The 22,895-nt window shown below is 72.1% G+C and carries 18 protein-coding genes and 2 pseudogenes; 3 read left to right on the top strand and 17 right to left on the bottom strand.

What is annotated here, in order from left to right; translation table 11 throughout:
* On the top strand, window positions 1–3,549 hold a 3,549-nt coding region (locus tag GT045_RS21370; RefSeq protein WP_161335110.1), incomplete at its 5' end, for a multifunctional oxoglutarate decarboxylase/oxoglutarate dehydrogenase thiamine pyrophosphate-binding subunit/dihydrolipoyllysine-residue succinyltransferase subunit.
* A 210-nt stretch (window positions 3,550–3,759) separates the two neighbouring features.
* On the opposite strand, the gene GT045_RS21365 is transcribed toward GT045_RS21370, so the two are convergent.
* A complete protein-coding gene (locus GT045_RS21365) occupies window positions 3,760–3,939 on the bottom strand; it encodes a DUF6104 family protein (RefSeq protein WP_003992906.1) in 180 nt (59 codons plus the stop codon).
* Between the two features lie 327 nt (window positions 3,940–4,266).
* Here GT045_RS21365 and GT045_RS21360 point away from each other — a divergent pair.
* Window positions 4,267–5,079: pseudogene (locus GT045_RS21360) on the top strand (DUF4097 family beta strand repeat-containing protein); the annotation flags it as partial.
* Between the two features lie 152 nt (window positions 5,080–5,231).
* On the opposite strand, the gene GT045_RS21355 reads toward GT045_RS21360, so the two are convergent.
* From GT045_RS21355 to GT045_RS21285, 15 genes are all read right to left on the bottom strand, one after another.
* Window positions 5,232–5,981: a sirohydrochlorin chelatase gene (locus tag GT045_RS21355; protein ID WP_161296531.1), complete on the bottom strand. Its 750-nt coding sequence runs from the start codon at window positions 5,979–5,981 to the stop codon at window positions 5,232–5,234.
* A gap of 1 nt (window position 5,982) precedes the next feature.
* Window positions 5,983–6,867: an ABC transporter permease gene (locus GT045_RS21350; protein WP_161296530.1), complete on the bottom strand. Its 885-nt coding sequence runs from the start codon at window positions 6,865–6,867 to the stop codon at window positions 5,983–5,985.
* Entirely contained in the window at window positions 6,854–7,633 is a 780-nt protein-coding gene (locus GT045_RS21345) for an ABC transporter ATP-binding protein (protein WP_161296528.1), read from the bottom strand. The genes GT045_RS21350 and GT045_RS21345 overlap by 14 nt, the downstream gene beginning before the upstream one ends.
* A gap of 35 nt (window positions 7,634–7,668) precedes the next feature.
* On the bottom strand, window positions 7,669–8,778 hold the full coding sequence (locus GT045_RS21340; protein ID WP_161296526.1) for an aliphatic sulfonate ABC transporter substrate-binding protein: 1,110 nt from the start codon (window positions 8,776–8,778) through the stop codon (window positions 7,669–7,671).
* 223 nt (window positions 8,779–9,001) lie between these two features.
* Window positions 9,002–10,336: a GTP-binding protein gene (locus GT045_RS21330; protein ID WP_161335109.1), complete on the bottom strand. Its 1,335-nt coding sequence runs from the start codon at window positions 10,334–10,336 to the stop codon at window positions 9,002–9,004.
* A gap of 2 nt (window positions 10,337–10,338) precedes the next feature.
* Window positions 10,339–11,274 (bottom strand): sulfate adenylyltransferase subunit CysD, encoded by a 936-nt coding sequence (gene cysD, locus GT045_RS21325; protein ID WP_161296494.1) that lies wholly within the window; start codon window positions 11,272–11,274, stop codon window positions 10,339–10,341.
* A complete protein-coding gene (gene cysC, locus GT045_RS21320; RefSeq protein WP_345942705.1) occupies window positions 11,271–11,807 on the bottom strand; it encodes an adenylyl-sulfate kinase in 537 nt (178 codons plus the stop codon). The genes cysD and cysC overlap by 4 nt, the downstream gene beginning before the upstream one ends.
* Before the next feature lie 26 nt (window positions 11,808–11,833).
* A complete protein-coding gene (locus GT045_RS21315; RefSeq protein ID WP_161296498.1) occupies window positions 11,834–12,547 on the bottom strand; it encodes a phosphoadenylyl-sulfate reductase in 714 nt (237 codons plus the stop codon).
* Window positions 12,544–12,762, bottom strand: coding sequence for a hypothetical protein (locus GT045_RS21310; RefSeq protein ID WP_161296500.1), 219 nt, complete (start codon window positions 12,760–12,762; stop codon window positions 12,544–12,546). Before GT045_RS21310 ends, GT045_RS21315 begins: the two co-directional genes overlap by 4 nt.
* Window positions 12,759–14,456 carry a nitrite/sulfite reductase gene (locus GT045_RS21305; RefSeq protein WP_161335108.1) on the bottom strand — a complete coding sequence of 566 codons (1,698 nt, stop codon included), beginning with the start codon at window positions 14,454–14,456 and terminating at the stop codon, window positions 12,759–12,761. Before GT045_RS21305 ends, GT045_RS21310 begins: the two co-directional genes overlap by 4 nt.
* A gap of 126 nt (window positions 14,457–14,582) precedes the next feature.
* Window positions 14,583–14,666, bottom strand: coding sequence for a putative leader peptide (locus GT045_RS40740; RefSeq protein WP_345942706.1), 84 nt, complete (start codon window positions 14,664–14,666; stop codon window positions 14,583–14,585).
* Between the two features lie 127 nt (window positions 14,667–14,793).
* Window positions 14,794–15,366, bottom strand: a complete 573-nt coding sequence (locus tag GT045_RS21300; RefSeq protein ID WP_161335107.1) for a GNAT family N-acetyltransferase — start codon at window positions 15,364–15,366, stop codon at window positions 14,794–14,796.
* A 55-nt stretch (window positions 15,367–15,421) separates the two neighbouring features.
* The gene (locus GT045_RS21295) at window positions 15,422–16,756 is read right to left on the bottom strand and encodes a hypothetical protein (protein WP_161335106.1); all 1,335 of its coding nucleotides are present in this window, start codon (window positions 16,754–16,756) and stop codon (window positions 15,422–15,424) included.
* A 187-nt stretch (window positions 16,757–16,943) separates the two neighbouring features.
* Window positions 16,944–18,233, bottom strand: a complete 1,290-nt coding sequence (locus GT045_RS21290) for a GAF domain-containing protein (protein WP_202528631.1) — start codon at window positions 18,231–18,233, stop codon at window positions 16,944–16,946.
* Between the two features lie 316 nt (window positions 18,234–18,549).
* Window positions 18,550–20,184 (bottom strand): acyl-CoA dehydrogenase family protein, encoded by a 1,635-nt coding sequence (locus GT045_RS21285; RefSeq protein ID WP_161296510.1) that lies wholly within the window; start codon window positions 20,182–20,184, stop codon window positions 18,550–18,552.
* 153 nt (window positions 20,185–20,337) lie between these two features.
* Here GT045_RS21285 and GT045_RS21280 point away from each other — a divergent pair, with 153 nt between their 5' ends.
* Window positions 20,338–21,696: a YihY/virulence factor BrkB family protein gene (locus tag GT045_RS21280; RefSeq protein ID WP_345942704.1), complete on the top strand. Its 1,359-nt coding sequence runs from the start codon at window positions 20,338–20,340 to the stop codon at window positions 21,694–21,696.
* Between the two features lie 168 nt (window positions 21,697–21,864).
* On the opposite strand, the pseudogene GT045_RS21270 reads toward GT045_RS21280, so the two are convergent.
* Window positions 21,865–22,632, bottom strand: a pseudogene (locus GT045_RS21270) (DUF817 domain-containing protein); the annotation flags it as partial.
* Between the last annotated feature and the right edge of the window lie 263 nt (window positions 22,633–22,895).

Here is a 22,895-nt window from a genome sequence, read left to right as displayed (position 1 = left end):
GCCCCGGCCCCCCCGGCCGCCGCCCCGGCCCCCGCGGCCCCGCAGCCCGCTCCCGCCGCTCAGGCGCCCGCTCCCGCCCCCGCGGCGAAGGCGGCGGCTCCCTCCCCGGCCAAGCCGGCGCAACCCGCACAGGCGCCCGCTCAGTCGAAGGCGAAGCCCGCTCCCGCCGCGGAGGCCCCGGACGGTCCCGAGTACGTGACGCTGCGCGGTCCGTCCGCGGCCGTCGCCAAGAACATGAACGCCTCGCTGGAGCTGCCGACCGCCACCTCGGTCCGCGCGGTCCCGGTGAAGCTGCTGTTCGACAACCGGATCGTCATCAACAACCACCTCAAGCGCGCCCGCGGCGGGAAGATCTCCTTCACGCACCTCATCGGGTACGCGATGGTGCAGGCCATCAAGGCCATGCCGGCGATGAACCACGCGTTCGGCGAGAAGGACGGCAAGCCGACCCTGATCAAGCCGGCGCACGTCAACCTCGGCCTGGCCATCGACCTGGTCAAGCCGAACGGCGACCGCCAGCTCGTCGTGGCCGCCATCAAGAAGGCCGAGACGCTGAACTTCTTCGAGTTCTGGCAGGCCTACGAGGACATCGTCCGCCGCGCCCGCGAGGGCAAGCTGACGATGGACGACTTCACCGGTGTCACGGTCTCCCTGACCAACCCCGGCGGTCTCGGCACCGTCCACTCCGTGCCGCGCCTGATGCCCGGCCAGTCGGTCATCATGGGCGTCGGCTCCATGGACTACCCGGCGGAGTTCCAGGGCACCAGCCAGGACACCCTGAACAAGCTCGGCATCTCGAAGGTCATGACGCTCACGTCGACCTACGACCACCGGGTCATCCAGGGCGCCGCCTCCGGCGAGTTCCTGCGCCAGGTCGCCAACCTGCTGCTGGGCGAGAACGGCTTCTACGACGACATCTTCGAGGCGCTGCGCATCCCCTACGAGCCGGTCCGCTGGCTCAAGGACATCGACGCCAGCCACGACGACGACGTCACCAAGGCCGCCCGCGTCTTCGAGCTGATCCACTCCTACCGGGTCCGCGGCCACGTCATGGCCGACACCGACCCGCTGGAGTACCGCCAGCGCAAGCACCCCGACCTGGACATCGTCGAGCACGGTCTCACCCTGTGGGACCTGGAGCGCGAGTTCGCCGTCGGCGGCTTCGCCGGCAAGTCGATGATGAAGCTGCGCGACATCCTCGGCGTGCTGCGCGACTCGTACTGCCGCACCACCGGCATCGAGTTCATGCACATCCAGGACCCCAAGCAGCGCAAGTGGATCCAGGACCGCGTGGAGCGCCCGCACTCCAAGCCGGAGCGCGAGGAGCAGCTGCGCATCCTGCGCAGGCTGAACGCGGCGGAGGCTTTCGAGACCTTCCTGCAGACGAAGTACGTCGGCCAGAAGCGGTTCTCGCTGGAGGGCGGCGAGTCCGTCATCCCGCTGCTCGACGCGGTGATCGACTCCGCCGCCGAGTCCCGGCTGGACGAGGTCGTCATCGGCATGGCCCACCGCGGCCGGCTGAACGTGCTGGCGAACATCGTCGGCAAGTCGTACGCGCAGATCTTCCGCGAGTTCGAGGGCAACCTCGACCCGAAGTCGATGCACGGCTCCGGTGACGTGAAGTACCACCTGGGCGCCGAGGGCACCTTCACCGGCCTGGACGGCGAGCAGATCAAGGTCTCGCTGGTCGCCAACCCCTCGCACCTGGAGGCGGTCGACCCGGTCCTGGAGGGCGTCGCCCGCGCCAAGCAGGACATCATCAACAAGGGCGGCACGGACTTCACGGTGCTGCCGGTGGCGATCCACGGCGACGCGGCCTTCGCGGGCCAGGGCGTGGTGGCCGAGACCCTGAACATGTCGCAGCTGCGGGGCTACCGCACCGGCGGCACGGTCCACATCGTCATCAACAACCAGGTCGGCTTCACCGCGGCCCCCGAGTCCTCGCGTTCCTCCATGTACGCGACGGACGTGGCCCGCATGATCGAGGCCCCGATCTTCCACGTGAACGGCGACGACCCGGAGGCCGTCGTGCGCGTCGCGCGGCTCGCCTTCGAGTTCCGCCAGGCGTTCAACAAGGACGTGGTGATCGACCTCATCTGCTACCGCCGCCGCGGTCACAACGAGTCCGACAACCCGGCCTTCACCCAGCCGCTGATGTACGACCTGATCGACAAGAAGCGCTCGGTGCGCAAGCTCTACACCGAGTCCCTCATCGGTCGCGGCGACATCACCCTGGAAGAGGCCGAGCAGGCCCTGCAGGACTACCAGGGCCAGCTGGAGAAGGTCTTCACCGAGGTCCGCGAGGCCACCTCGCAGCCGGCCGCCGGTGACACCCAGGCGCCGCAGGACGGCTTCCCGGTCGCGGTCCCGACCGCGATCTCCGCGGAGGTCGTCAAGCGGATCGCCGAGTCCCAGGTCAACGTCCCCGACCACATCACCGTCCACCCCCGCCTGCAGCCCCAGCTGCAGCGGCGTGCGGCGATGGTGGAGGACGGCACGATCGACTGGGGCATGGGCGAGACCCTCGCCATCGGCTCCCTGCTGCTGGACGGCACCCCGGTCCGCCTGGCGGGCCAGGACTCCCAGCGCGGCACCTTCGGCCAGCGCCACGCGGTGCTCATCGACCGGGAGACCGGCGAGGAGTACACCCCGCTGCAGTACCTCTCCGAGGACCAGGCGCGGCTGACCGTCTACAACTCCCTGCTCTCCGAGTACGCGGCGATGGGCTTCGAGTACGGCTACTCGCTGGCCCGCCCGGACGCGCTCGTGATGTGGGAGGCGCAGTTCGGCGACTTCGTCAACGGCGCGCAGACGGTCGTCGACGAGTTCATCTCCTCGGCCGAGCAGAAGTGGGGCCAGACCTCCGGCGTCACCCTGCTGCTGCCGCACGGCTACGAGGGCCAGGGCCCGGACCACTCCTCGGCCCGCCCGGAGCGCTTCCTCCAGCTGTGCGCGCAGAACAACATGACGGTCGCGATGCCGACCTCGCCGTCGAACTACTTCCACCTCCTGCGGTGGCAGGTGCACAACCCGCACCACAAGCCGCTGGTCGTCTTCACCCCGAAGTCGATGCTGCGCCTGAAGGCGGCGGCCTCGAAGGCGGAGGAGTTCACGAGCGGGCAGTTCCGTCCGGTCATCGGCGACAGCACGGTCGACCCCGCGTCGGTCCGCAAGGTCGTGTTCTGCGCCGGCAAGGTCTACTACGACCTGGAGGCCGAGCGGGCCAAGCGCGGTGTCACGGACACGGCGATCATCCGCATCGAGCGGCTGTACCCGCTGCCGGGTGACGAGCTGCAGGCCGAGGTCAACAAGTACCCGAACGCCGAGAAGTACCTGTGGGCCCAGGAGGAGCCGGCGAACCAGGGTGCCTGGCCGTTCATCGCGCTCAACCTGATCGACCACCTCGACCTGGCGGTCGGCGCGGACATCCCGGCCGGTGAGCGGCTGCGGCGCATCTCGCGCCCGCACGGCTCGTCCCCGGCGGTGGGTTCGGCCAAGCGCCACCAGGCCGAGCAGGAGCAGCTGGTGCGGGAAGTCTTCGAGGCGTAGGTCTCGACGGCCCCGAAGGGCCCGGTACCGAGTTCGGACTCGGTACCGGGCCCTTTCGCCTGCCCAGGGGGTGTGGATCGGCGCCGTGCGCGGCCGCGGGCTCCCGGGGCCGCTGAGCGGTGCGCCGCGCCCCTCGCGGGGCGTCCTCCTCCGGCTGCCCGCCTCGCCCCGCTCGTGGGCCGCCCGTCGCCCGCGCCGTCCCGCCGCTCGCTACTCGTCGTCCTCGTCGTCGAGCCGGGCGAGCCAGGTGGCGAGCCGCTCGACGGGCACCTCGAAGTCCGGGTTGAGGTCCACGAAGGTGCGCAACTGCTCGGCAAGCCACTCGAAAGTGACCTCCTCCTCGCCGCGCCGCTTCTCCAACTCCTCGATACCGCGGTCGGTGAAGTACATAGGGGTACGTCTCCTGCGTTCACATCCGGCCTGGAAATAACACCCACCAGCCTATGCGCCCGGGCCGGTCCGACGGTCCGCACGTCCCGGCAGGGCCGCGCCACCACGCCCGCGTACGGTCGGCGCCGCCTCCCTCGTGCGCCGCGCCACCGCCCCCGCGCTCGACCTCTCGCCGTGCCGGCGCGGTGGCTCGTGCGCCGCCCCGGTTCCCGCCCCCTCAGCGCCCGCCGCCCCGGCCGGCCTTGACTTCCGACGTCCGCGATATATCGTGTTTGGTACGACGACGCGATATGGCGCGTCACGAGCGTGCCCGGCCGAGGAGGTCCCATGTCAGAGTGGTCCGTCACCGAACCCCGGAAACTGACCTTCGACACCCCCGTGCGCGAGCTCCACGTCCGTATCGTCAACGGCACGGTGAACGTCATGGGCACGGACGAGGGATCGGCCCGCCTGGAGGTCTCGGAGCTCGAAGGGCCGCCCCTGCTGGTCACCCTGGACGGCGGCACGCTCACCGTCGCGTACGAGGACCTGCCCTGGAAGGGCTTCCTCAAGTGGCTCGACCGCAAGGGCTGGCGGCGCAGCGCCGTCGTCTCCCTCGCGGTCCCCGCCGACACCCGGGTGGAGGTCGGGGTGGTCGGCGCGGGCGCGGTCGTGTCCGGCATCCGCGGGCCCGCGGTGATCAAGGGTGTGACGGGCGACAGCACCCTCGTCGGCGTCTCGGGGCCGGTGCGCGCGGACACCGTCTCGGGGAACCTGGAGGCCCAGGCGGTCACCGGCGACCTCAGGTTCCACTCGGTCTCGGGGGACCTGACGGTCGTCGAGGGTTCCGGCCCCGCCGTGCGCGCCGACACCGTCAGCGGCTCCATGATCGTCGACCTGGACCCGGACGGCCCGACGGACGTCGGCCTCACCAGCGTCTCCGGCGAGATCGCCATCCGCCTGCCGCATCCGGCGGACGCCGAGGTGGAGGCCAACACCGCGAGCGGCACGATCTCCAACGCCTTCGACGGACTGCGCGTGCACGGCCAGTGGGGCGCCCACAAGATCACCGGCCGGCTGGGCGCGGGCACCGGGAGGCTCCGGGCCACCACGGTCTCCGGCTCGATCGCCCTGCTGCGCCGCCCGCCACGGGAGGAAGAGGAGACCGTCCCCGGCCGCGCGCCGTACCTCGTCATGCCGTCCTGCCTGCCCCGCGTGCCGTGTCGCCGCACCCCGCCACGCGCCACGTGCCCCGCCACACGCCGCGCGCCGCGCCTCGGCGTGTCGTGCCGTCGTACGCCGGCGTGCCGCGGTCACGCGCCCAGAGCCGTCAGCGTCGGTCGCCGGGCCTGGTCGTACCGTTCCAGCAGGACCCGTGCGACCTCCGGCGCCGCACCGAGCACATCGGCCAGTACGTCCGCCTCGGCCGCGCCGCGCGCGATGCGGTCCGGCAGGAAGCCGGGAGCGAGCACGTACGGTGCCACGGCCACCCGCTCGCAGCCGAGGCGGCGCAGTTCGCGCACCGCGTCCTCGGTGCGCGGGAACCCGCCGGGAGAGGCGGCGGAGGCGAACGCGGGCCGCACGGCGCACCAACCGGTGTGCCACCACTCCCGCGCGATGTCTGCGATCACCGCGATCGCCTCCGGGTCGGAGGACCCCGCCGAGGCCAGCACGACCCCGGTCGAGGACTTGTCGGCGGGCGTCAGTCCCGCCTCGTACAGGCGCCGTTCCAGCGCGTCCAGCAGCCGCGGCGAGGGGCCGAGGACCTCCGCCTGCCGGATCCGCAGCCGCGCCGGCGCGTCCCGGAGCACGGCGGGGATGTCCGCCTTGGCGTGGAACGCGCGGGTCAGCAGCAGCGGCTGGGCGACGACGTCCCGCACGCCCTCCGCCGCCAGTGACTCCAGCACGCCGGGCGCCGACGGGACGTTGAAGTCCAGGAAGCCCGTCTCCACCCGCAGACCCGGCCGCAGCGACCGGACCCGCTCCACGAGCGCGTGCACGGACCGGGCGTGCCGCGGGTCGCGGCTGCCGTGGGCGATGACGAGGAGTACCGGGCCGCCCATGTCAGCCCTTCACCAGCAGGCCGCGGCTGCGCAGCACCCACCGCTCCAGCGGACTGAAGATCAGCAGGTCGATGGCGATGCCCACGAACAGGATGAGCAGGATGGCTTCGAACACCATGGCCATGTCGCTGGCCGTACGGCCGTTCTCCAGCAACTGGCCGAGGCCCACCCCCAGGTCGGGGAACTGGGCGATGATCTCCGCGGCCATCAGCGAACGCCAGGAGAAGGCCCAGCCCTGCTTCATGCCCGCCACGTAGCCGGGCAGCGCGGCCGGCAGGGTGACGTGCCAGGTGCCCTTCAGACCGGTCGCGCCCATGGTCCGGCCCGCCCGCAGGTACAGCGGCGGCACCTGGTCGACACCGGACACCAGGCCGTTGGCGATGGACGGCACGGCGCCGAGCAGGATCACCGTGTACATCATCGAGTTGTTCAGGCCGAACCACACCACCGCGGGCGGCACCCAGGCCACCGACGGCAGCGACTGCAGACCGGACAGGATCGGGCCGATGGCCGCACGCACGAACCGCACCCGCCCGACCAGCAGCCCCAGCGGGGTGCCGATCAGCAGCGCGAAGCAGAAGCCGAGCAGGCCGCGCGAGACACTGGTCCATATGTAGCCGAGCAGCTTGCCCTGCAGCCAGTCGTTGCGGAAGGCGTCCCACACCGCGGCCGGCGCGGGCAGCTTGGTCGGGTCGTCGACGATCTTCAGGGTGATCAGGCCCTGCCAGACCACCAGCACCACGGCGACCGCGACGACCGGGGGCACGATCTTGTCGACGAAGGTTCTGCGGAACGGCGTACGGCCCGACTGCGCGGTCTCCAGCGCGTCCAGGCCCGCCTCCACGCTCCCCGTCGCGGGAGCGGTGGTCGTCTCAGTGCTGGCCATGGCGGCGGATCTCCCCACGCAGTACTTCGGTGATCTCGAGGGACAACTCCGCCACGGGAGCGTCCTCGATGCGGCGCGGCTGCGGAATGCCGACCTCCCAGGTGCGGGCCACCCGGCCCGGACGGGAGGACAGCAGGACGACGCGCTGGGCCAGCCGTACCGCCTCGCGCACGTTGTGCGTCACGAACAGCACGGACAGACCGGTCTCGGCCCAGATGCGGGTCAGCTCGTCGTGCAGCACGTCCCGGGTGATGGCGTCCAGGGCCGCGAAGGGCTCGTCCATCAGCAGCAGGCTGCTCTCCTGGGCCAGCGCCCGGGCCAGCGCCACACGCTGGCGCATACCGCCGGACAGCTCGTGGACCCGCTTGCCGTACGCGCCGTCCAGCCGGACGAGTCCGAGGAGTTCCTCGGCCTTGCCGCGCCGGTCGGGCTTGGGAACCCCCCTGAGGCGCAGGGCGAGTTCGATGTTCTTGCCCGCGGTCAGCCACGGGAAGAGGGCGTGCTCCTGGAACATCAGAGCGGGGCGGCCGTCGGTGCTGATGGACCCGGCGGTGGGCCGGTCCAGGCCGGCCACCAGGTTCAGCAGCGTCGACTTGCCGCAGCCCGAGGCCCCCAGGAGGGTGACGAACTCGCCGGGCGCGACATCGAGGCTGATGTCGTCCAGGACGAGCTGCTGCCCGCCCGGTCCCGGATAGGACTTCGAGACGTGGTCGAGGCGTGCGGCGTACTCGACCGACGGGGCGGCCTTGGTGAGGGTCGTGGCCATGGTCGTCACCTCCTGGGAACTCGTCGGGACTTACGTCAGCTGGCGCCGAGGCCGGCCGCGTCGACCGGGCTCGCCCCCGCGGACCTGAGCACCTTGTTGAGGATCGTCAGGTCGTAGATCCCCTTGAGGTTCGGCTTGTCCAGGAGGCCGGCCTTGACCGCGTGCGCCGCCTCGGTGCCGAGGGTGGCGGCCAGCGGGTCGTCGGTGAACTGGATCGACTTCCAGGCCGGGTCCAGGACGTTCGCGGGCAGCGCCTTGCCGGAGTCCGTCTCCAGCTGCTTGTTCGCGGCCGCCTTCGCCTGGTCCGGGTTGGCGTTGATCCACTTGTTGGTCTCGACGGCGGCCCTCAGGACCGCCTCCACGGCCTTCGGGTGCTCCTTGAGGAACGCCTGCCGCACGATGATGTTCGTGATCACGAACTTCTTGTCCGGCCACAGCGTGGACTCGTCCAGCAGCACCTTGCCGCCCTCGGCGACCAGCTTGGACGCGGTCGGCTCCGGCACCCAGGCGCCGTCGACCGAGCCGGACCTGAAGGCGTCCGGTGTCACCTTGTTGTCGCTGCGGACGACCGTGACGTCACCCTTGCCGCTCTGCGGGTCGACCTTCCAGCCCTGCTCGGCGGCCCAGTTGAGGAAGGCCACGTCCTGCGTGTTGCCCAGCTGGGGGGTGGCGATCCGCTTGCCCTCGACGTCCTTCAGGGACGTGATCTTCTTGGGGTTCACGACCAGCTTCACGCCGCCGGACGCCGAACCACCGATGATCTTCAGGCTCTTGCCGTTCGACTTCGTGTAGCCGTTGACGGCCGGGGACGGGCCGATCCAGCCGATGTCGATGGAGCCCGAGTTGAGGGCCTCTATCTCGGACGGACCCGCGTTGAAGATCGCGGGCTCGACCGTGGTGGCGCCCAGCTCCTTCTGGAAGAAGCCCTTCTGCACACCGACCAGCGCGGTGCCGTGGGTCAGGTTCCCGAAGTAGCCGATCTTGACGGAGTCGAGTCCGTCCGTCTTCTCGGCGCCGGCGGCGACCTTGGCGGTCCCGTCGTCCTTGGCGTCTGACCCGTAACCGCACGCGGCGAGGGCGAGCAGCGGGAGCGCCGCGAGCGCGGCCGTTCCACGGCGCAGGAGTGTGGAGCTGATGGCAGGCACGGGAGGCTTTCCTCTCGTTGGCCCGGCGGTCACGGTCTCTCAGGTCGTGGCCGGGAGGTCGGCAGGTCTTCGTTCACGGCGGTGGGGGGTGTGGGCGCGCGAGCGGTGCGCGTACGTCAGAGCACACATCGCGCGACCCCGCCCTGCCCGCTGCCGAGGGCACCGCTGCCGACGCGGCCGCCCTCCTTCGCGAACGTCGAGTAGACGTCGACGGATTTCATGATCAGAAGTCCCAGCCGTCCTCGTCGGCGGTGCCCTTGACCGGCTCCGGCGAGGCGAACGACTCACCGACCATGCCCGCGGTGAGCGTGGTGCCGTCCGAGGGATCGATCAGGATGAACGAGCCGGTGCGGCGCGAGTCGGCGTAGGAGTCGGCCGGCAGCGGCTCGGCGGTACGGATCTTCACCCGGCCGATGTCGTTCGCGACGAGCTGTCCCGGGTGCGGGTGCAGGGAGAGGTCGTCCAGCGTGAGCCGGGACGGGATGTCCTTCACGATGCCCTTGACCGTGCGCGTGCCGTGCTTGAGCAGCACCCGGTGGCCGACCGTGAGCGGGGCGTCGGCGACATGGCAGACGGTGGCCTCCACGTCCTGCGTGGTGGCGGGAGCGTCCTTCGTCGGCACGATCAGATCGCCGCGGGAGACGTCGATGTCGTCCTCCAGCAGGACCGTCACCGACTGCGTCGTCCAGGCGACGTCGACCGGCTCGCCGAGCAGGTCGATACCGGAGATCCGCGTGGTCCGCCCGGACGGCAGGACCGTGATCTCGTCACCGACCCGGAAGGTGCCGGCCGCTATCTGGCCCGCGTACCCCCGGTAGTCCGGGTGCTCGGCGGTCTGCGGCCGGATCACGTACTGCACGGGCAGCCGCGCGTGGCAGTGCGCCAGGTCATGGCTGACCGGCACGGTCTCCAGGTGCTCCAGCACCGTCGGCCCGCCGTACCAGTCCATGTTCGCCGACGGCTCCACCACGTTGTCCCCGGCCAGCGCCGAGATCGGGATCGCGGTGACCTCGGGCACGCCCAGCTCGGTCGCGTACGCCGTGAACTCCTCGGCGATCGCGGCGAAGACCGGCTCCCGGTGGTCGACGAGGTCCATCTTGTTGACCGCGAGGACGACGTGCGGCACACGCAGCAGGGCGGCGATGGCCGCGTGCCGGCGGGTCTGCTCGACCACGCCGTTGCGCGCGTCCACCAGGATCACGGTCAGCTCGGCGGTCGAGGCGCCGGTGACCATGTTGCGGGTGTACTGCACATGGCCCGGGGTGTCGGCGAGGATGAACCGGCGCCGGGGCGTGGCGAAGTAGCGGTAGGCGACGTCGATGGTGATGCCCTGCTCGCGCTCGGCGCGCAGGCCGTCGGTGAGCAGCGCGAGGTCCGGGGCCTCCTGGCCGCGGCTCGCGGAGGCGCGCTCCACGGCCTCCAGCTGGTCGGTGAGGATCGACTTGGAGTCGTGCAGCAGCCGCCCGACGAGCGTGGACTTGCCGTCGTCGACGGAGCCGGCGGTGGCGAACCGCAGCAGGGTGGTGGCCGAGAGCGCCTCGGTCGTGGTCGTGCTCATGCTTAGAAGTACCCCTCGCGCTTGCGGTCTTCCATCGCGGCCTCGGAGAGCTTGTCGTCGGCGCGGGTGGCGCCGCGCTCGGTCAGCCGGGACGCGGCGATCTCGGCGATGACCTTCTCGATCGTGTCGGCGTCGGAGTCGACGGCGCCGGTGCAGGACATGTCACCGACGGTGCGGTAGCGCACCTGCCGCCTCTCGACCGTCTCGTCGTCCTTCGGGCCGCCCCACTCGCCGGAGGTCAGCCACATGCCGCCGCGCCGGAACACCTCGCGCTCGTGCGCGTAGTAGATCTGGGGCAGCTCGATGGACTCACGGGCGATGTACTGCCAGACGTCCAGCTCCGTCCAGTTGGACAGCGGGAAGACGCGGACGTGCTCGCCGGGGGCGTGCCGGCCGTTGTAGAGGTTCCACAGCTCCGGGCGCTGGCGGCGCGGGTCCCACTGGGAGAACTCGTCCCGCAGGGAGAACACGCGCTCCTTGGCGCGCGCCTTCTCCTCGTCGCGGCGCCCGCCGCCGAACACCGCGTCGAACTTCTCGCTCTGGATCTTCTCCGTCAGCGGGAGGGTCTGGAGCGGGTTGCGGGTGCCGTCGGGCCGCTCCTTGAGCACACCACGGTCGAGATAGTCCTGGACGGAGGCCACATGGAGGCGCAGCCCATGGGCGGCGGCCACACGGTCCCGGTACTCCAGCACCTCGGGGAAGTTGTGTCCTGTGTCCACATGCAGCAGCGAGAAGGGGATCGCGGCCGGGGCGAACGCCTTCAGCGCGAGGTGCAGCATGACGATGGAGTCCTTGCCACCGGAGAACAGGATCACCGGGTTCTCGAACTCGCCCGCGACCTCGCGGAAGATGTGCACCGCCTCGGACTCCAGCGCGTCCAGGTGCGACAGGGCGTACGGGCTCTCCGTGCCGTCCTCGACCTTGGCGACCGTGGTCATGCCAGTCCCCTCTCGCTCAGCAGCGCGTACACCGACGCCGCGGACTCCTGGACCGTCTGGTGCTGCGACTCGATCCGCAGATCGGGCTTCGCCGGCTCCTCGTACGGGTCGTCGACCCCGGTGAGCCCGGTCAGCTCGCCCGCGGCCTGCTTGGCGTACAGGCCCTTCACGTCACGCACGCTGCACACGTCGACCGGGGTCGCCACATGGATCTCCAGGTACGGCGTCACGTTCTCCTCGTGCCGCTTGCGCACGGCGTCCCGGCTGTCGGCGTACGGCGCGATCACCGGCACCAGTGCCTTGACGCCGTTGCGGGCCAGCAGCTCGGCGACGAAGCCGATGCGCTGCACGTTGGTGTGCCGGTCCTCGCGGGAGAAGCCGAGGCCCGCGGAGATGAACTCGCGGATCTCGTCGCCGTCGAGCACCTCGACGCGGTGGCCCTCGGCACGCAGGCGGCCCGCCAGCTCGTGCGCGATGGTGGTCTTGCCGGCGCTCGGCAGACCCGTGAGCCAGACGGTGGCTCCGGTCGTCACGTGGTTCTCCTGAATCTGGTCGTCCGTCATCCGTGCAGCCCGCACTCGGTCTTGGCGCGGCCCGCCCAGCGGCCGGCGCGCGCGTCCTCGCCCTCCAGGACCCTGCGGGTGCACGGAGCGCAGCCGACGGAGGCGTACCCGTCCGTCAGCAGCGGGTTGGTGAGCACGCCGTGTTCGGCGACGTACGCGTCCACGTCGTCCTGCGTCCAGCGGGCGATCGGCGAGACCTTGACCTTCCGCCGCTTCTCGTCCCAGCCGACGACCGGGGTGGCCGCCCGGGTCGGGGACTCGTCGCGGCGCAGGCCCGTCGCCCACGCCTGGTAGTCCTTCAGACCCTCTTCCAGCGGCTGCACCTTGCGCAGCCGGCAGCACAGGTCGGGGTCGCGGTCGTGCAGCTTCGGGCCGTACTGCGCGTCCTGCTCGGCGACCGTCTGCCGCGGCGTGAGGGTGATGACGTTGACGTCCATCACGGCCTCCACGGCGTCCCGGGTGCCGATGGTCTCCGGGAAGTGGTAGCCGGTGTCCAGGAAGACGACGTCCACGCCCTTCCGCACGCGCGAGGCGAGATGGGCGACCACGGCGTCCTCCATCGAGGAGGTGACGCAGAACCCGCTGCCGAAGGTGTCCACCGCCCACCGGAGGATCTCCGGTGCGGACGCGTCCTCCAGGTCACGGCCCGCCTGCTCGGCGAGGGCCTTCAGCTCCTCGGTCGTGCGCTGCTGTCGCTCAGCCGTGCTCATGTCCGGTCGTCCCCTCCGTCGTCGGCTCGCCGCAGCCCCCGGGCCAGCAGCCCGAGGAACTTCAGCTGGAATGCGCGGTTGCAGGCCCCGCATTCCCAGGCGCCTCCACCGCGCTCGGCTCCGCTCGCGCGGGGGGACTGCTGTCCCTGCTCGCTCGGACGCAGGTCCTCGTCGCCGCAGTAGGGGCAGTGGAAGGGTGCGGCGCGCTCGCTCACGACAGCGCCTCCTCGGTGGCACGGGCGGCCCAGGCGGCGAACCGCTCGCCGTCCGCGCGCTCCGCCTGGAAGCGCTTGAGCACCCGCTCGATGTAGTCGGGCAGTTCGTCCGACGTCACCTTCAGCCCGCGCACCTTGCGGCCGAAGCCCGGCTCCAGGCCGAGGGCGCCGCCCAGGTGCACCTGGTAGCCCTCGACCTGCCGGCCCTCGTCGTCCAGGACCAGCTGGCCCTTGAGGCCGATGTCCGCGACCTGGATGCGGGCGCAGGCGTTCGGGCAGCCGTTGAGGTTGATGGTGATGGGCTGGTCGAAGTCCGGCAGGCGGCGCTCCAGTTCGTCGATCAGCGCGGCGCCGCGCGCCTTCGTCTCCACGATGGCGAGCTTGCAGAACTCGATGCCGGTGCACGCCATGGTGCCGCGCCGGAAGGAGGACGGCCGGGCGGTGAGGTCCAGCGCCTCCAGGCCCTCGACCAGCGAGTCGACCCGGTCCTGCTCGACGTCCAGGATGATCATCTTCTGTTCCGCCGTGGTGCGGACCCGGCCCGAGCCGTGTGCCTCCGCGAGGTCGGCGACCTTCGTCAGCGTGGCACCGTCCACCCGGCCGACGCGCGGCGCGAAACCGACGTAGAACCGGCCGTCCCGCTGCCGGTGCACACCGATGTGGTCACGCCACTGCTGCACCGGCTGCTCGGGGGCGGGTCCGTCGACCAGCGTGCGCTTGAGGTACTCGTCCTCCAGCACCTGCCGGAACTTCTCCGCGCCCCAGTCGGCGACCAGGAACTTCAGCCGGGCGCGGTTGCGCAGCCGGCGGTAACCGTAGTCGCGGAAGATCGAGATGACGCCCTCGTGGACGTCCGCGACCTCGTCCAGGGGGACCCAGGCACCCAGCCGTACACCGATCTTGGGGTTGGTGGACAGGCCGCCGCCGACCCACAGGTCGAAGCCGGGGCCGTGCTCGGGGTGGTCGACGCCGACGAACGCCACGTCGTTGATCTCGTGGGCCACGTCCAGCAGCGGCGAGCCGGAGATGGCGGACTTGAACTTGCGGGGCAGGTTCGAGAACGCCTTGTTGCCCACGATGCGGCGGTGGATCTCCTCGATGGCCGGGGTGCCGTCGATGATCTCGTCCTCCGCGATGCCGGCGACGGGCGAGCCGAGGATGACGCGGGGGGTGTCGCCACAGGCCTCGGTGGTGGACAGGCCCACGCCCTCCAGCCGGTCCCAGATGGCGGGCACGTCCTCGATCCGGATCCAGTGGTACTGGACGTTCTGCCGGTCGGTGATGTCCGCCGTACCGCGCGCGAACTCCTGGGAGACCTCGCCGATCACCCGCAGCTGCCGCGTGGTCAGCGCGCCGCCGTCGATACGGACGCGCAGCATGAAGTACTCGTCGTCCAGCTCCTCCGGCTCGAGGATCGCGGTCTTGCCGCCGTCGATCCCGGGCTTGCGCTGGGTGTAGAGCCCCCACCAGCGCATCCGGCCGCGCAGGTCGTTCGGGTCGATCGAGTCGAAGCCGCGCTTGGAGTAGATCGTCTCAATGCGTGTCCGCACGTTGAGACCGTCGTCGTCCTTCTTGAACTGCTCGTTGCCGTTGAGCGGCGTGAGGTGACCGACGGCCCACTGGCCCTCGCCGCGGTGACGGCTCACCTTGCGGCGGGGCGCGGAGGCGGCGGGGTTCGGTGGGGTGGCGGCCATGGTTCTACGTCCTTCGGGACCGGTGGGCGTCGGCTCTGAGCTGCACGGATGCGCGCACGCGGGCAGGCGTGTGCGCATCCGCGCAGGAGAAGAGGGGTGCGGGGTTCGCGGCGGGTGCTGGGGGCGTCAGCTCGCCGGACAGATGGCGCTGGACATGCGGCCGAGGTCGACGTGCCGCCGACTCACCAAGGCAACTCCAGTTCCGGACATGACGGAAGCGTGTCACGGCGATCTGGACAGAGTCCAGCTTTGTCCAAGATGCGGACACCCTTGTCCCGAAATGTGGAACAAGGGTGTCGTCGCTCACATGTGCTGCCGGAAGACTTGTCGCGGCAGGTCAGCCGGGGTATGCCCCGGGCCACGGTCCCGGTGTCGCCACCTCCGGTTCCGGTTCCACCTTGGTGTCGAAGAGCTTGAAGCCCCGCCGCTGGTAGTTGGCCATCGCGTGCTCGCCGTCCTTGCTGCAGGTGTGCAGCCACACCCGCTTGGTCGGCGTCCGTCCCGGCCAGCGCTCCGCGAGGTCCCAGGCGCGGGCCGTGCCGTACGACAGCAGGTGGCCGCCGAGACGCCGGCCGCGGAAGGCGGGGACCAGGCCGAAGTAGACGACCTCCACCGCGCCCTCGTCCTGCGGCTCCAGCTCGACGTAGCCGGCCGGGGTGCCCCGGTCGTAGGCCACCCAGGTCTCCACGCCGGGCCGCTCCAGGTACTCCCGCCACCGCGCGTAGCTCCAGCCCAGCCGGTCGGTCCAGCGGATGTCACCGCCGACCGAGGCGTACAGGAACCGGCTGAACTCGGGGGAGGGCACCTCGGCGCGGACGATCCGCACGTCACCGTCGGGGGCGGCGGCGGGCAGGAGATCGGCCGGGGAGGTCTGCTCCAGGGACCAGGTGGTGACGACGATGCTGCTCATGCGGGCCAGGGAACCATCCCACCGCCAGGGCTGTCGACCGCCCCGGGGGGGCGGGTCAGCCCACGGAGCGGTCGAGGTCCGCCAGCGGCACGGTGAACAGCATGCGGTCCGACAGGGACCACACCTCGCCCGTCTCCTGCCAGTAGGAGAGGGAGCCCGCCCCCTGGGCCCAGCAGCGGTCGGAGGCGTCGGCGCCGCAGCGTGCCGCCCGGGCCCCCGCGGTGTCCTGCCGCCACAGCCCGCCATGGCCGTCCTGCGCATCGGGCAGCCGTCCCACATACCAGGACGGCTGGTCCGTCCCGGGCTTCCGGTACGACAGAACGCCCCGGATCCCCTCCAGCCGCGTCCGGTACGCCTCCACCGCGTCCGCCCGTCCCGCCGCGTCCGTGGCGAGCAGCCCCGGACGGGCCGGGTCGGTGCCGAACGCGTACCGCCACAGCCGGGCGCGCCGGTCCTCGCCCGGGGCGGTCCACTCCGCGGCGACCAGGCTGTCCGGTGCCGTGCCGCGGTCCAGGGCGAGCGCGCCGGGACAGGGCGGGCCCGAGGGGGCGCAGCGGCCGGCGGTGAAGCGGTAGGAGCCGACCGCGGGCAGCACGAAGCCGTAGCCGTCCGCCGACCAGCCGCCGGGCACCCGGCCGACCGCGGGTGCGTCGACCGTGGTGCGCTGGATGCGGTCGAGGTCGTAGACGTAGAGCGCGTCGGCGCTGCCGGCCGTCGTCGTGACCAGCAGCTTGTTCGCGTGCCAGACCATGCCCGAGACACCGGAGACCAGGCCCCGGTAGTCCCGGCCGCCGTCGACCGGCACCACCAGCAGCGCCGACCGGTAGGTGAGGTGCGCCGGGTCGTCCGCGTCGACGAAGGCGACCCGGGCGAGACCCCGCTCGCCCGGCCGGCCGGCGTCGCCGTCGTGGGTCCAGCCGGCCAGCACGACCCGGTGGGTGCCCCAGACGCCGTCGTCGTCGGCGTCGCCGGACGTGGTCACCGAAGCCGGCCGCCAGGCGCCGTCGGCGGTGTCCGCCGGGTCCCAGCAGTAGGCGCGGGCGGCGGCCGGGTCGACGGGCAGGGACGCCCGCTCGCCGGCGGAGCAGTCGCCGCCCTCGCGCAGGTCCCGGTCGGCGCTCTGGAGCACCGCGTCCACGCCGACCGGAGCGCCCATCGCGGTGGCGAGCCGGTCCAGCGTCCGCCCGGGGACCAGATGCTCCTGCAGCCGCAGCGGGCCGGTGTCCGCCCGGGAGGTGAGCGGCTTGAGCGCGCCGGGGTCCTCGGCGACCTCGGCCTGGGACGTGCTGATCAGGGTGGCGGCGGCGGTGAGCGCCAGCCCGGCCCCGGTCAGGACGGCGCGCAGTGCCGTGCCCCGTCTGCGCCGGCGGTGTCTGCCGCGATGCTTCATCTCTCCTCCAGAGGGCGGGCCAACTGCGCTTCGCGATCCGTACGTTGACGCGAGGAGCAGGTGGGGAGGCCCGTACCGGATGCTACGGCAGGAACGGGCCGTGCAGGGGCGGGTCGCCGCAGAAGGGCGGAGGAGGAGCGGGCGCGGCCCGGGGCCGACGGGCGACGCGAGGGCGGCCCGGCCGCGCTCAGGGCGCACCGCCCAGGCCGCTCCGCATGGCGTTCCGCTTCCGGATCACCGCCGGTGCCGTCGACTGGGGGAGCAGGTCGCGGGGATCGTCCGGCAGGACCACTTCGACTTCCGTATCGGCTCGGAACCGATAGGGCCGGTGCTGGAGAAGTTCCCCGAGGTAGCGCCGGATCCTGGACATCTCCGCCCGCACGGTCACCGTCCGGGACGGGTCGTCGAACAGATCCTCGGCCAGCCCAGCCGCCCCGTGCCCGGCGGGGTCCTCGGCGAGCAGGAACAGCAACTCGGCGTGTCGCGGACTGAGTTCCCGGGACCAGGAGCCGGTGGAGGCCGTGACCGTCACCGCACATCGGCCCGGCCGGGACACGTCCAGCAGGATCCGGCGGGTGGGCGTGGCGAGCGGCTCGTCCTCCACCCGCAGCAGCCAGCCCCCGGCCAGCGGTTCCACCGCGCACGAGCCGAGCGAGGGCAGCCACCGGTGGCCCGGCTGGAGCGACTTGGGCAGCGCCACCCGCCGTACGTACGGCATCCCGGTCACCGCCGCCGACCAGCCGTCGCGGTCCACCGCCACCGCTTGCCCCTTCAGCCGGGCCAGCACCGGCGCCGCCACCGCCCGCAGCCGCTCCAGCGAGGCCAGGTGCAGCTCCCGCAGCCGGGCCTCGGCCAGCTTGGCCACCGAGTCCACCCAGGCGAGGGTGGCGGGGTGCATGGTCTCCAGCGGCCCGCTGACGTCCACCACACCGAGCAGCCTGCCGTCCCGGGGGTCGGAGATCGGGGCGCCCGAACAGGTCCACGAGGTCTGGGACCGCGCGAAGTGCTCGGCGGCGAACACCTGCACGGGCCGCCGTACCACCGCCACCGTGCCCACCCCGTTGGTGCCGACGACGTCTTCCCGCCAGTCCGCGCCCAGTTCGCATCCGAGCCCGTCGGCCCTGCGCAGTACCGTGGGCGCCCCCTCCCGCCACAGCACCCGCCCGTCGGCGTCCGCCACGAGCATGATGTGCTGGGCGACGTCCGCGACCGAAAGAAGCCCCTCCCGCAACACCGGCAGGACGTGCCGCAGGGGCGACTCCTCCCGTCTGCGGTGCACCTCGTCGAAGGACAGCAGCCCGGACCTGCGGTCGCGTTCGGGATCGACGCCGTTGCGCAGCATCCGCCCCCACGACTGCTCGATCACCGGCCGGGGCGCGATCCGCGCACGTTGCCCGGCGAGCGTGGCCTCGCGTATCTCGGTCAGCATCCGCGCCGCCTGCGCCGCGTCCACGGCGGCCAGACGCGCCACGTTCATCGGCGGGTTCCCCACGGTGGTCCTCCCGGACAGGATGTCGAACACACTTGTCAAGCGGTCCGGGCGGCGGTTTCCGGTCCGACTCTGCCTTTCATAGTGCCGCTCCGGGCATGGCGGAGGCACAGACTCCGCGCATGTGCCCCCATAAGTTGCAACCCCCTGCAACCCTGGTGAACCGCCTCAGGGTGGCTGAGACTTGACCGTGACGCGTTACGCGTCCGTGGGCTCCGACGGGCCCAGACGGTGGGGTGGTGCCGTGTCGGCGCAGCACCACCCCCTGCCGTCCGGTGGCGTCACCGGCTCTCCCCGGCGCGGATCAGACCGGCCGCGCCCGGTCCACCACCGCCTGAAGGTCCAGGCCCGAGGGCAGGGTGCCGAAGGACGCGCCGTGGTCACCGCCCAGCCGGGAGGCGCAGAACGCGTCCGCGACCTCCGGCGGCGCGTGCCGCACGAGCAACGACCCCTGGAGCACCAGCGCGAGCCGCTCGACCAGCCGCCGCGCCCGAGCCTCGACACCGTCCAGATCGGCGAGTTCGGTGAACAGGTCCTTCACCGCGCGGTCGAGGCGGTGGTCGGCCCCGTGCGCCCGGCCGATCTCGGTGAGGCAGGCGTCCAGCGCGCCCGGCTCCCGCCGCAGCGCCCTGAGCACATCCAGCGCCTGCACGTTCCCGGCGCCCTCCCAGACGGAGTTCAGCGGCGACTCACGCACCAGCCGGGGCATGCCGGACTCCTCGACGTACCCGTTGCCGCCCAGGCACTCGGCGGCCTCCACGGTCACCGGCGCACACCGCTTGGTGATCCAGTACTTGGCGGCCGGCACCGCGAGCCGCAGGAAGGCCCGCTCCTGCTCACCGCCGTCGTCGTAGGCCGCGGCCAGCCGCAGCGCCAGCGCGGTCGCCGCCTCCGACTCCAGCGCGAGGTCGGCGAGGACGTTGCGCATCAGCGGCTTGTCGACCAGCTTTCCGCCGAAGGCCTCCCGGTAGGTGCAGTGGTGCACCGCCCGGGCCACCGCCTGCCGCATCAGCCCCGCCGAGCCGAGCGCGCAGTCCAGCCGGGTCGCCGACACCATGCCGATGATCGTGCGCACCCCGTGGCCCTCCTCGCCGACCCGGCGGGCCCAGGTGCCGTCGAACTCGACCTCGGCGGAGGCGTTGGAGCGGTTGCCCAGCTTGTCCTTCAGCCGCTGCAGCAGGAAGACGTTCCGGCCGCCGTCGGGCAGGACCCGCGGGACCAGGAAGCAGGTGAGCCCCTCCGGTGCCTGCGCGAGCACCAGGAACGCGTCGGACATGGGCGCCGAGCAGAACCACTTGTGCCCGGTCAGCAGATACGTGCCCGCCTCCGCGAGGGGCCGCGCCTGCGTGGTGCCGGCACGGACGTCGCTGCCGCCCTGCTTCTCGGTCATGCCCATCCCGAACAGCGCGCCGGGCTTCTGGCCGGCGGGCCGCAGCTCCCGGTCGTAGACCGTGGAGGTCAGCCGGGGCTCCCACTCGGCGGCCAGCTCCGGGTCGGCGCGCAGCGCGGGCACGGCCGCGTGCGTCATCGACAGCGGACAGCAGGTGCCCGCCTCGACCTGCGCCCAGACCAGGAAACCGGCCGCCCGGCGCACATGGCCGGCGGGCCGCGTCCAGGCACCGGTCAGCCCGGCCGAGACGCCCTTGCCGAGCAGCCGGTGCCAGGCCGGATGGAACTCGACCTCGTCGATCCGGTGGCCGTACCGGTCGTGGCTGCGCAGCCGGGGCGGGTTCTCGTCGGCCTGCACCGCCCACTCCTCCAGCTGCGCCGAGCCGGCGGCCCTGCCGAGCGCGGACAGCTCCGTGCGCACCTCCTCCAGCACGTCCGGGCCGGTGTGGCGGTCGACGGCCTCGACGAGGGCGCGGTCGGCGGTGAAGACGTCGTAGCCGGCCAGTGGGGGCGGCTGATTCGTCACGGTGTGGGTGGAGGGGCCTGCCATGAGGGGAACCTACCCGGGGAGGCGGCGGTGATGGCCTCCAGAGTGGCACAGCACCGGCCCGAGGAGCGGGGGAACCGGCTTCCCGGGGTCCCCGGGGGTGGCCGTGGCCCCCGGAAGGTGAGGGCGGTCCCGTGCTGCGGATACCTTTGGGTCGTGCAGCCAGCAAGCGATACCCCCGAGCGGCCGGCCGGTCGGCTCCACCGGGCCAGAGCCCTCTACCGGAACGTCTCCAAGCGCAGGACCGCCTGGCTGTTGCTGAAGGACACCGTCAACTCCTGCATGGAGTACCGCATCCTGGGCCTGGCGGCCGAGGCGGCGTTCTTCACGCTGCTGTCGGTGCCGCCGCTGCTGCTGAGCCTGATCGGACTGCTCGGTTACGTCGACGACTGGACCGGCGCCGACACCATCCACAGTCTGGAGACCAACCTCCTGGAGGCCTCCCGCACGGTGCTGTCCGACAAGGGCGTCAAGGAGATCGCCGAGCCGATCCTGCACGACGTGATGCAGGGCGGGCGGCCCGACGTCATCTCCATCGGCTTCCTGTTCGCCCTGTGGTCGGGCTCGCGGGCGGTGAACGTCTTCATCGACACCATCACGGTCATGTACGGCCTGGACGGCGTCCGGGGCATCGTCAAGACCCGGATCATGGCGTTCCTGCTGTTCATCGTGGCGCTGCTGATCGGTTCGGTGGCGCTGCCGCTGATGGTGGCCGGACCGGACGCGGTGGTCCGGATCGTGCCCTGGTCGGAGACGGTCGTGCAGGTCCTGTACTGGCCGGTCGTGATCGTCCTGTCCATCGTGTTCCTGACGACGCTGTACCACGTCTCGGTACCGGTCCGCTCACCGTGGATCGAGGACGTGCCCGGCGCCCTGGTCGCCCTCGCGATGTGGGTCCTGGGCAGCTTCCTGCTGCGCATCTACCTCACGAACACGATCGAGGGCGCCACGATCTACGGCTCACTGGCCGCCGCCGTCGCCGTCCTGCTGTGGATCGGGGTGTCCGCCTTCGCCGTGCTCGTGGGTGCGGCGGTGAACGCGGCCATCGACCGGGTCTGGCCGGCCGCGGCCACGGCCGCCGCGCGCGAGGCGAACGAGCGGGTGCGGGAGGCGCAGGTCGCCGAGTACGTCGCGTGGGCCGCGGCGGCGGCCCGGGAGGCCGACCCGGACGACCCCGACATGCCCTCCGAGTTCCCCGAGCGCTGGTCCCGGTTCCTGCCCCCGGAGGACGTGACGGCCCGCCTGCGCACCCATGCGAAGAACCCGCATCACGCGCACAAGGCCGGCGGCGGGAGGGGCGGCACCGGCGGCACCGGCCACGGCGGTCCCACCGGCCCTACCGGCGGCCATGGCGGCCCCACCGGTCCCACGGGCCCCACCGGCCACGGCGGTCCCACGGGCCCCACCGGCCACGGCGGTCCCACGGGCCCTGCCGGCGGCCACGGCGGCCCCACCGGTCACGGCGGGCCCCTGGGGTCCAACGGCGGTGGGGGCCCCTTCCGGCCGGAGCGATGACGGGCCGCCGTGCGGTCCGGTGATGCGGTGTGATCCGGTGATGCCGGGCGATCCGGCGACGCCGTGCGATCCGGTGATGCGGTGTGATGCGGCGCCGGCGTGCGGCCGGACCGCGGCCCCCGGCGGGACCTGCGGTCCGAGGCGGCGGCCGGGCCGGTCCGCGCCGAGCCGCTCGACCAGGACGAAGGTCACGCTGATCAGCAGGGACCAGGCGACGAACTTGGCCGGCGGCACCGGCTGCCAGCCGGCGAGCTGCTGGGGATAGCTCCACGCGCCCGCGTAGGTCGCGGCGTTCTCGGCGACCCACAGGAAGAAGCCGATCAGGACGAAGGAGACGGCCAGCGGCATGCGGTAGCGGTGTGCGCCGACGCTGAAGCCCACCCACGTCCCGGCGGTCACGGCGGTCATCGCCAGCGCGAGCGGCCAGCGCAGGTCCGGTATCCAGTGGTGGGTGAAGAAGTTGAGGTAGACGGCGGCGGCCACCAGGGTCGTGGCGGTGGCGCGGTAGCGGGTGAAGCGCAGCCGCATCAGCCGCCTGGCCCGGCACACGTAACCGGCGACCGCCGCGTACATGAAGCCCCCGTACAGCGGCACTCCGGCGATCTTGGTGAGGGCGTCCTCCGGGTAGCTCCACGACCCCATGCGCACCTTGACCAGCTCGAACAGCAGTCCCACCCCATGGCATACGGCGATCACGGCGGTGTCCCGGCGGGTCTCCCAGCCCACCCGGCGGGCGACGAGGGTGAGCAGCACGCCGTAGCCGAGGACCAGGTCGTAGCGGGCCACGGGCAGCGGGGGCAGCAGCCGGGAGGCGGCGATGCCGCCCAGCAGCGCCACGGCGAAGGCACAGGCGCGGGCCTGGAGCACGCCGAACCGCACCAGTTGAGCGAGCCCGTGCCGCAGCCCTTCCGCGACGGACCTCTCCCGGTGTCCCATGCCCCCTCCTCCGCACGACGGCGAGGGCCCGATCGTAGAGGCTTATTTGAACACGTTCAAAGCGCTGCCCGGTGTCGGCCGCCTGGCGCCCGTCGCCGTCGCCTGTCGTCCGTCGTCCGTTGCCCGTCGCCTTTCGCCTGGTGTCCGTCGCCTGTCGTCCGTCGCCCGGTGCCGTTGCCCGGTGCCGTCGGCTGCCGCTCGCCGTCGGCCGTTCGCCGTCGGCCGTTCGCCGTCTGTCGGCGTGCGGGCGCGGCGGCCCTCGC

The organism is Streptomyces sp. SID486, assembly GCF_009865385.1.
In the GTDB taxonomy this organism is placed as follows: Bacteria; Actinomycetota; Actinomycetes; order Streptomycetales; family Streptomycetaceae; genus Streptomyces.
This window is presented reverse-complemented; position numbering and strand designations above follow the sequence as displayed.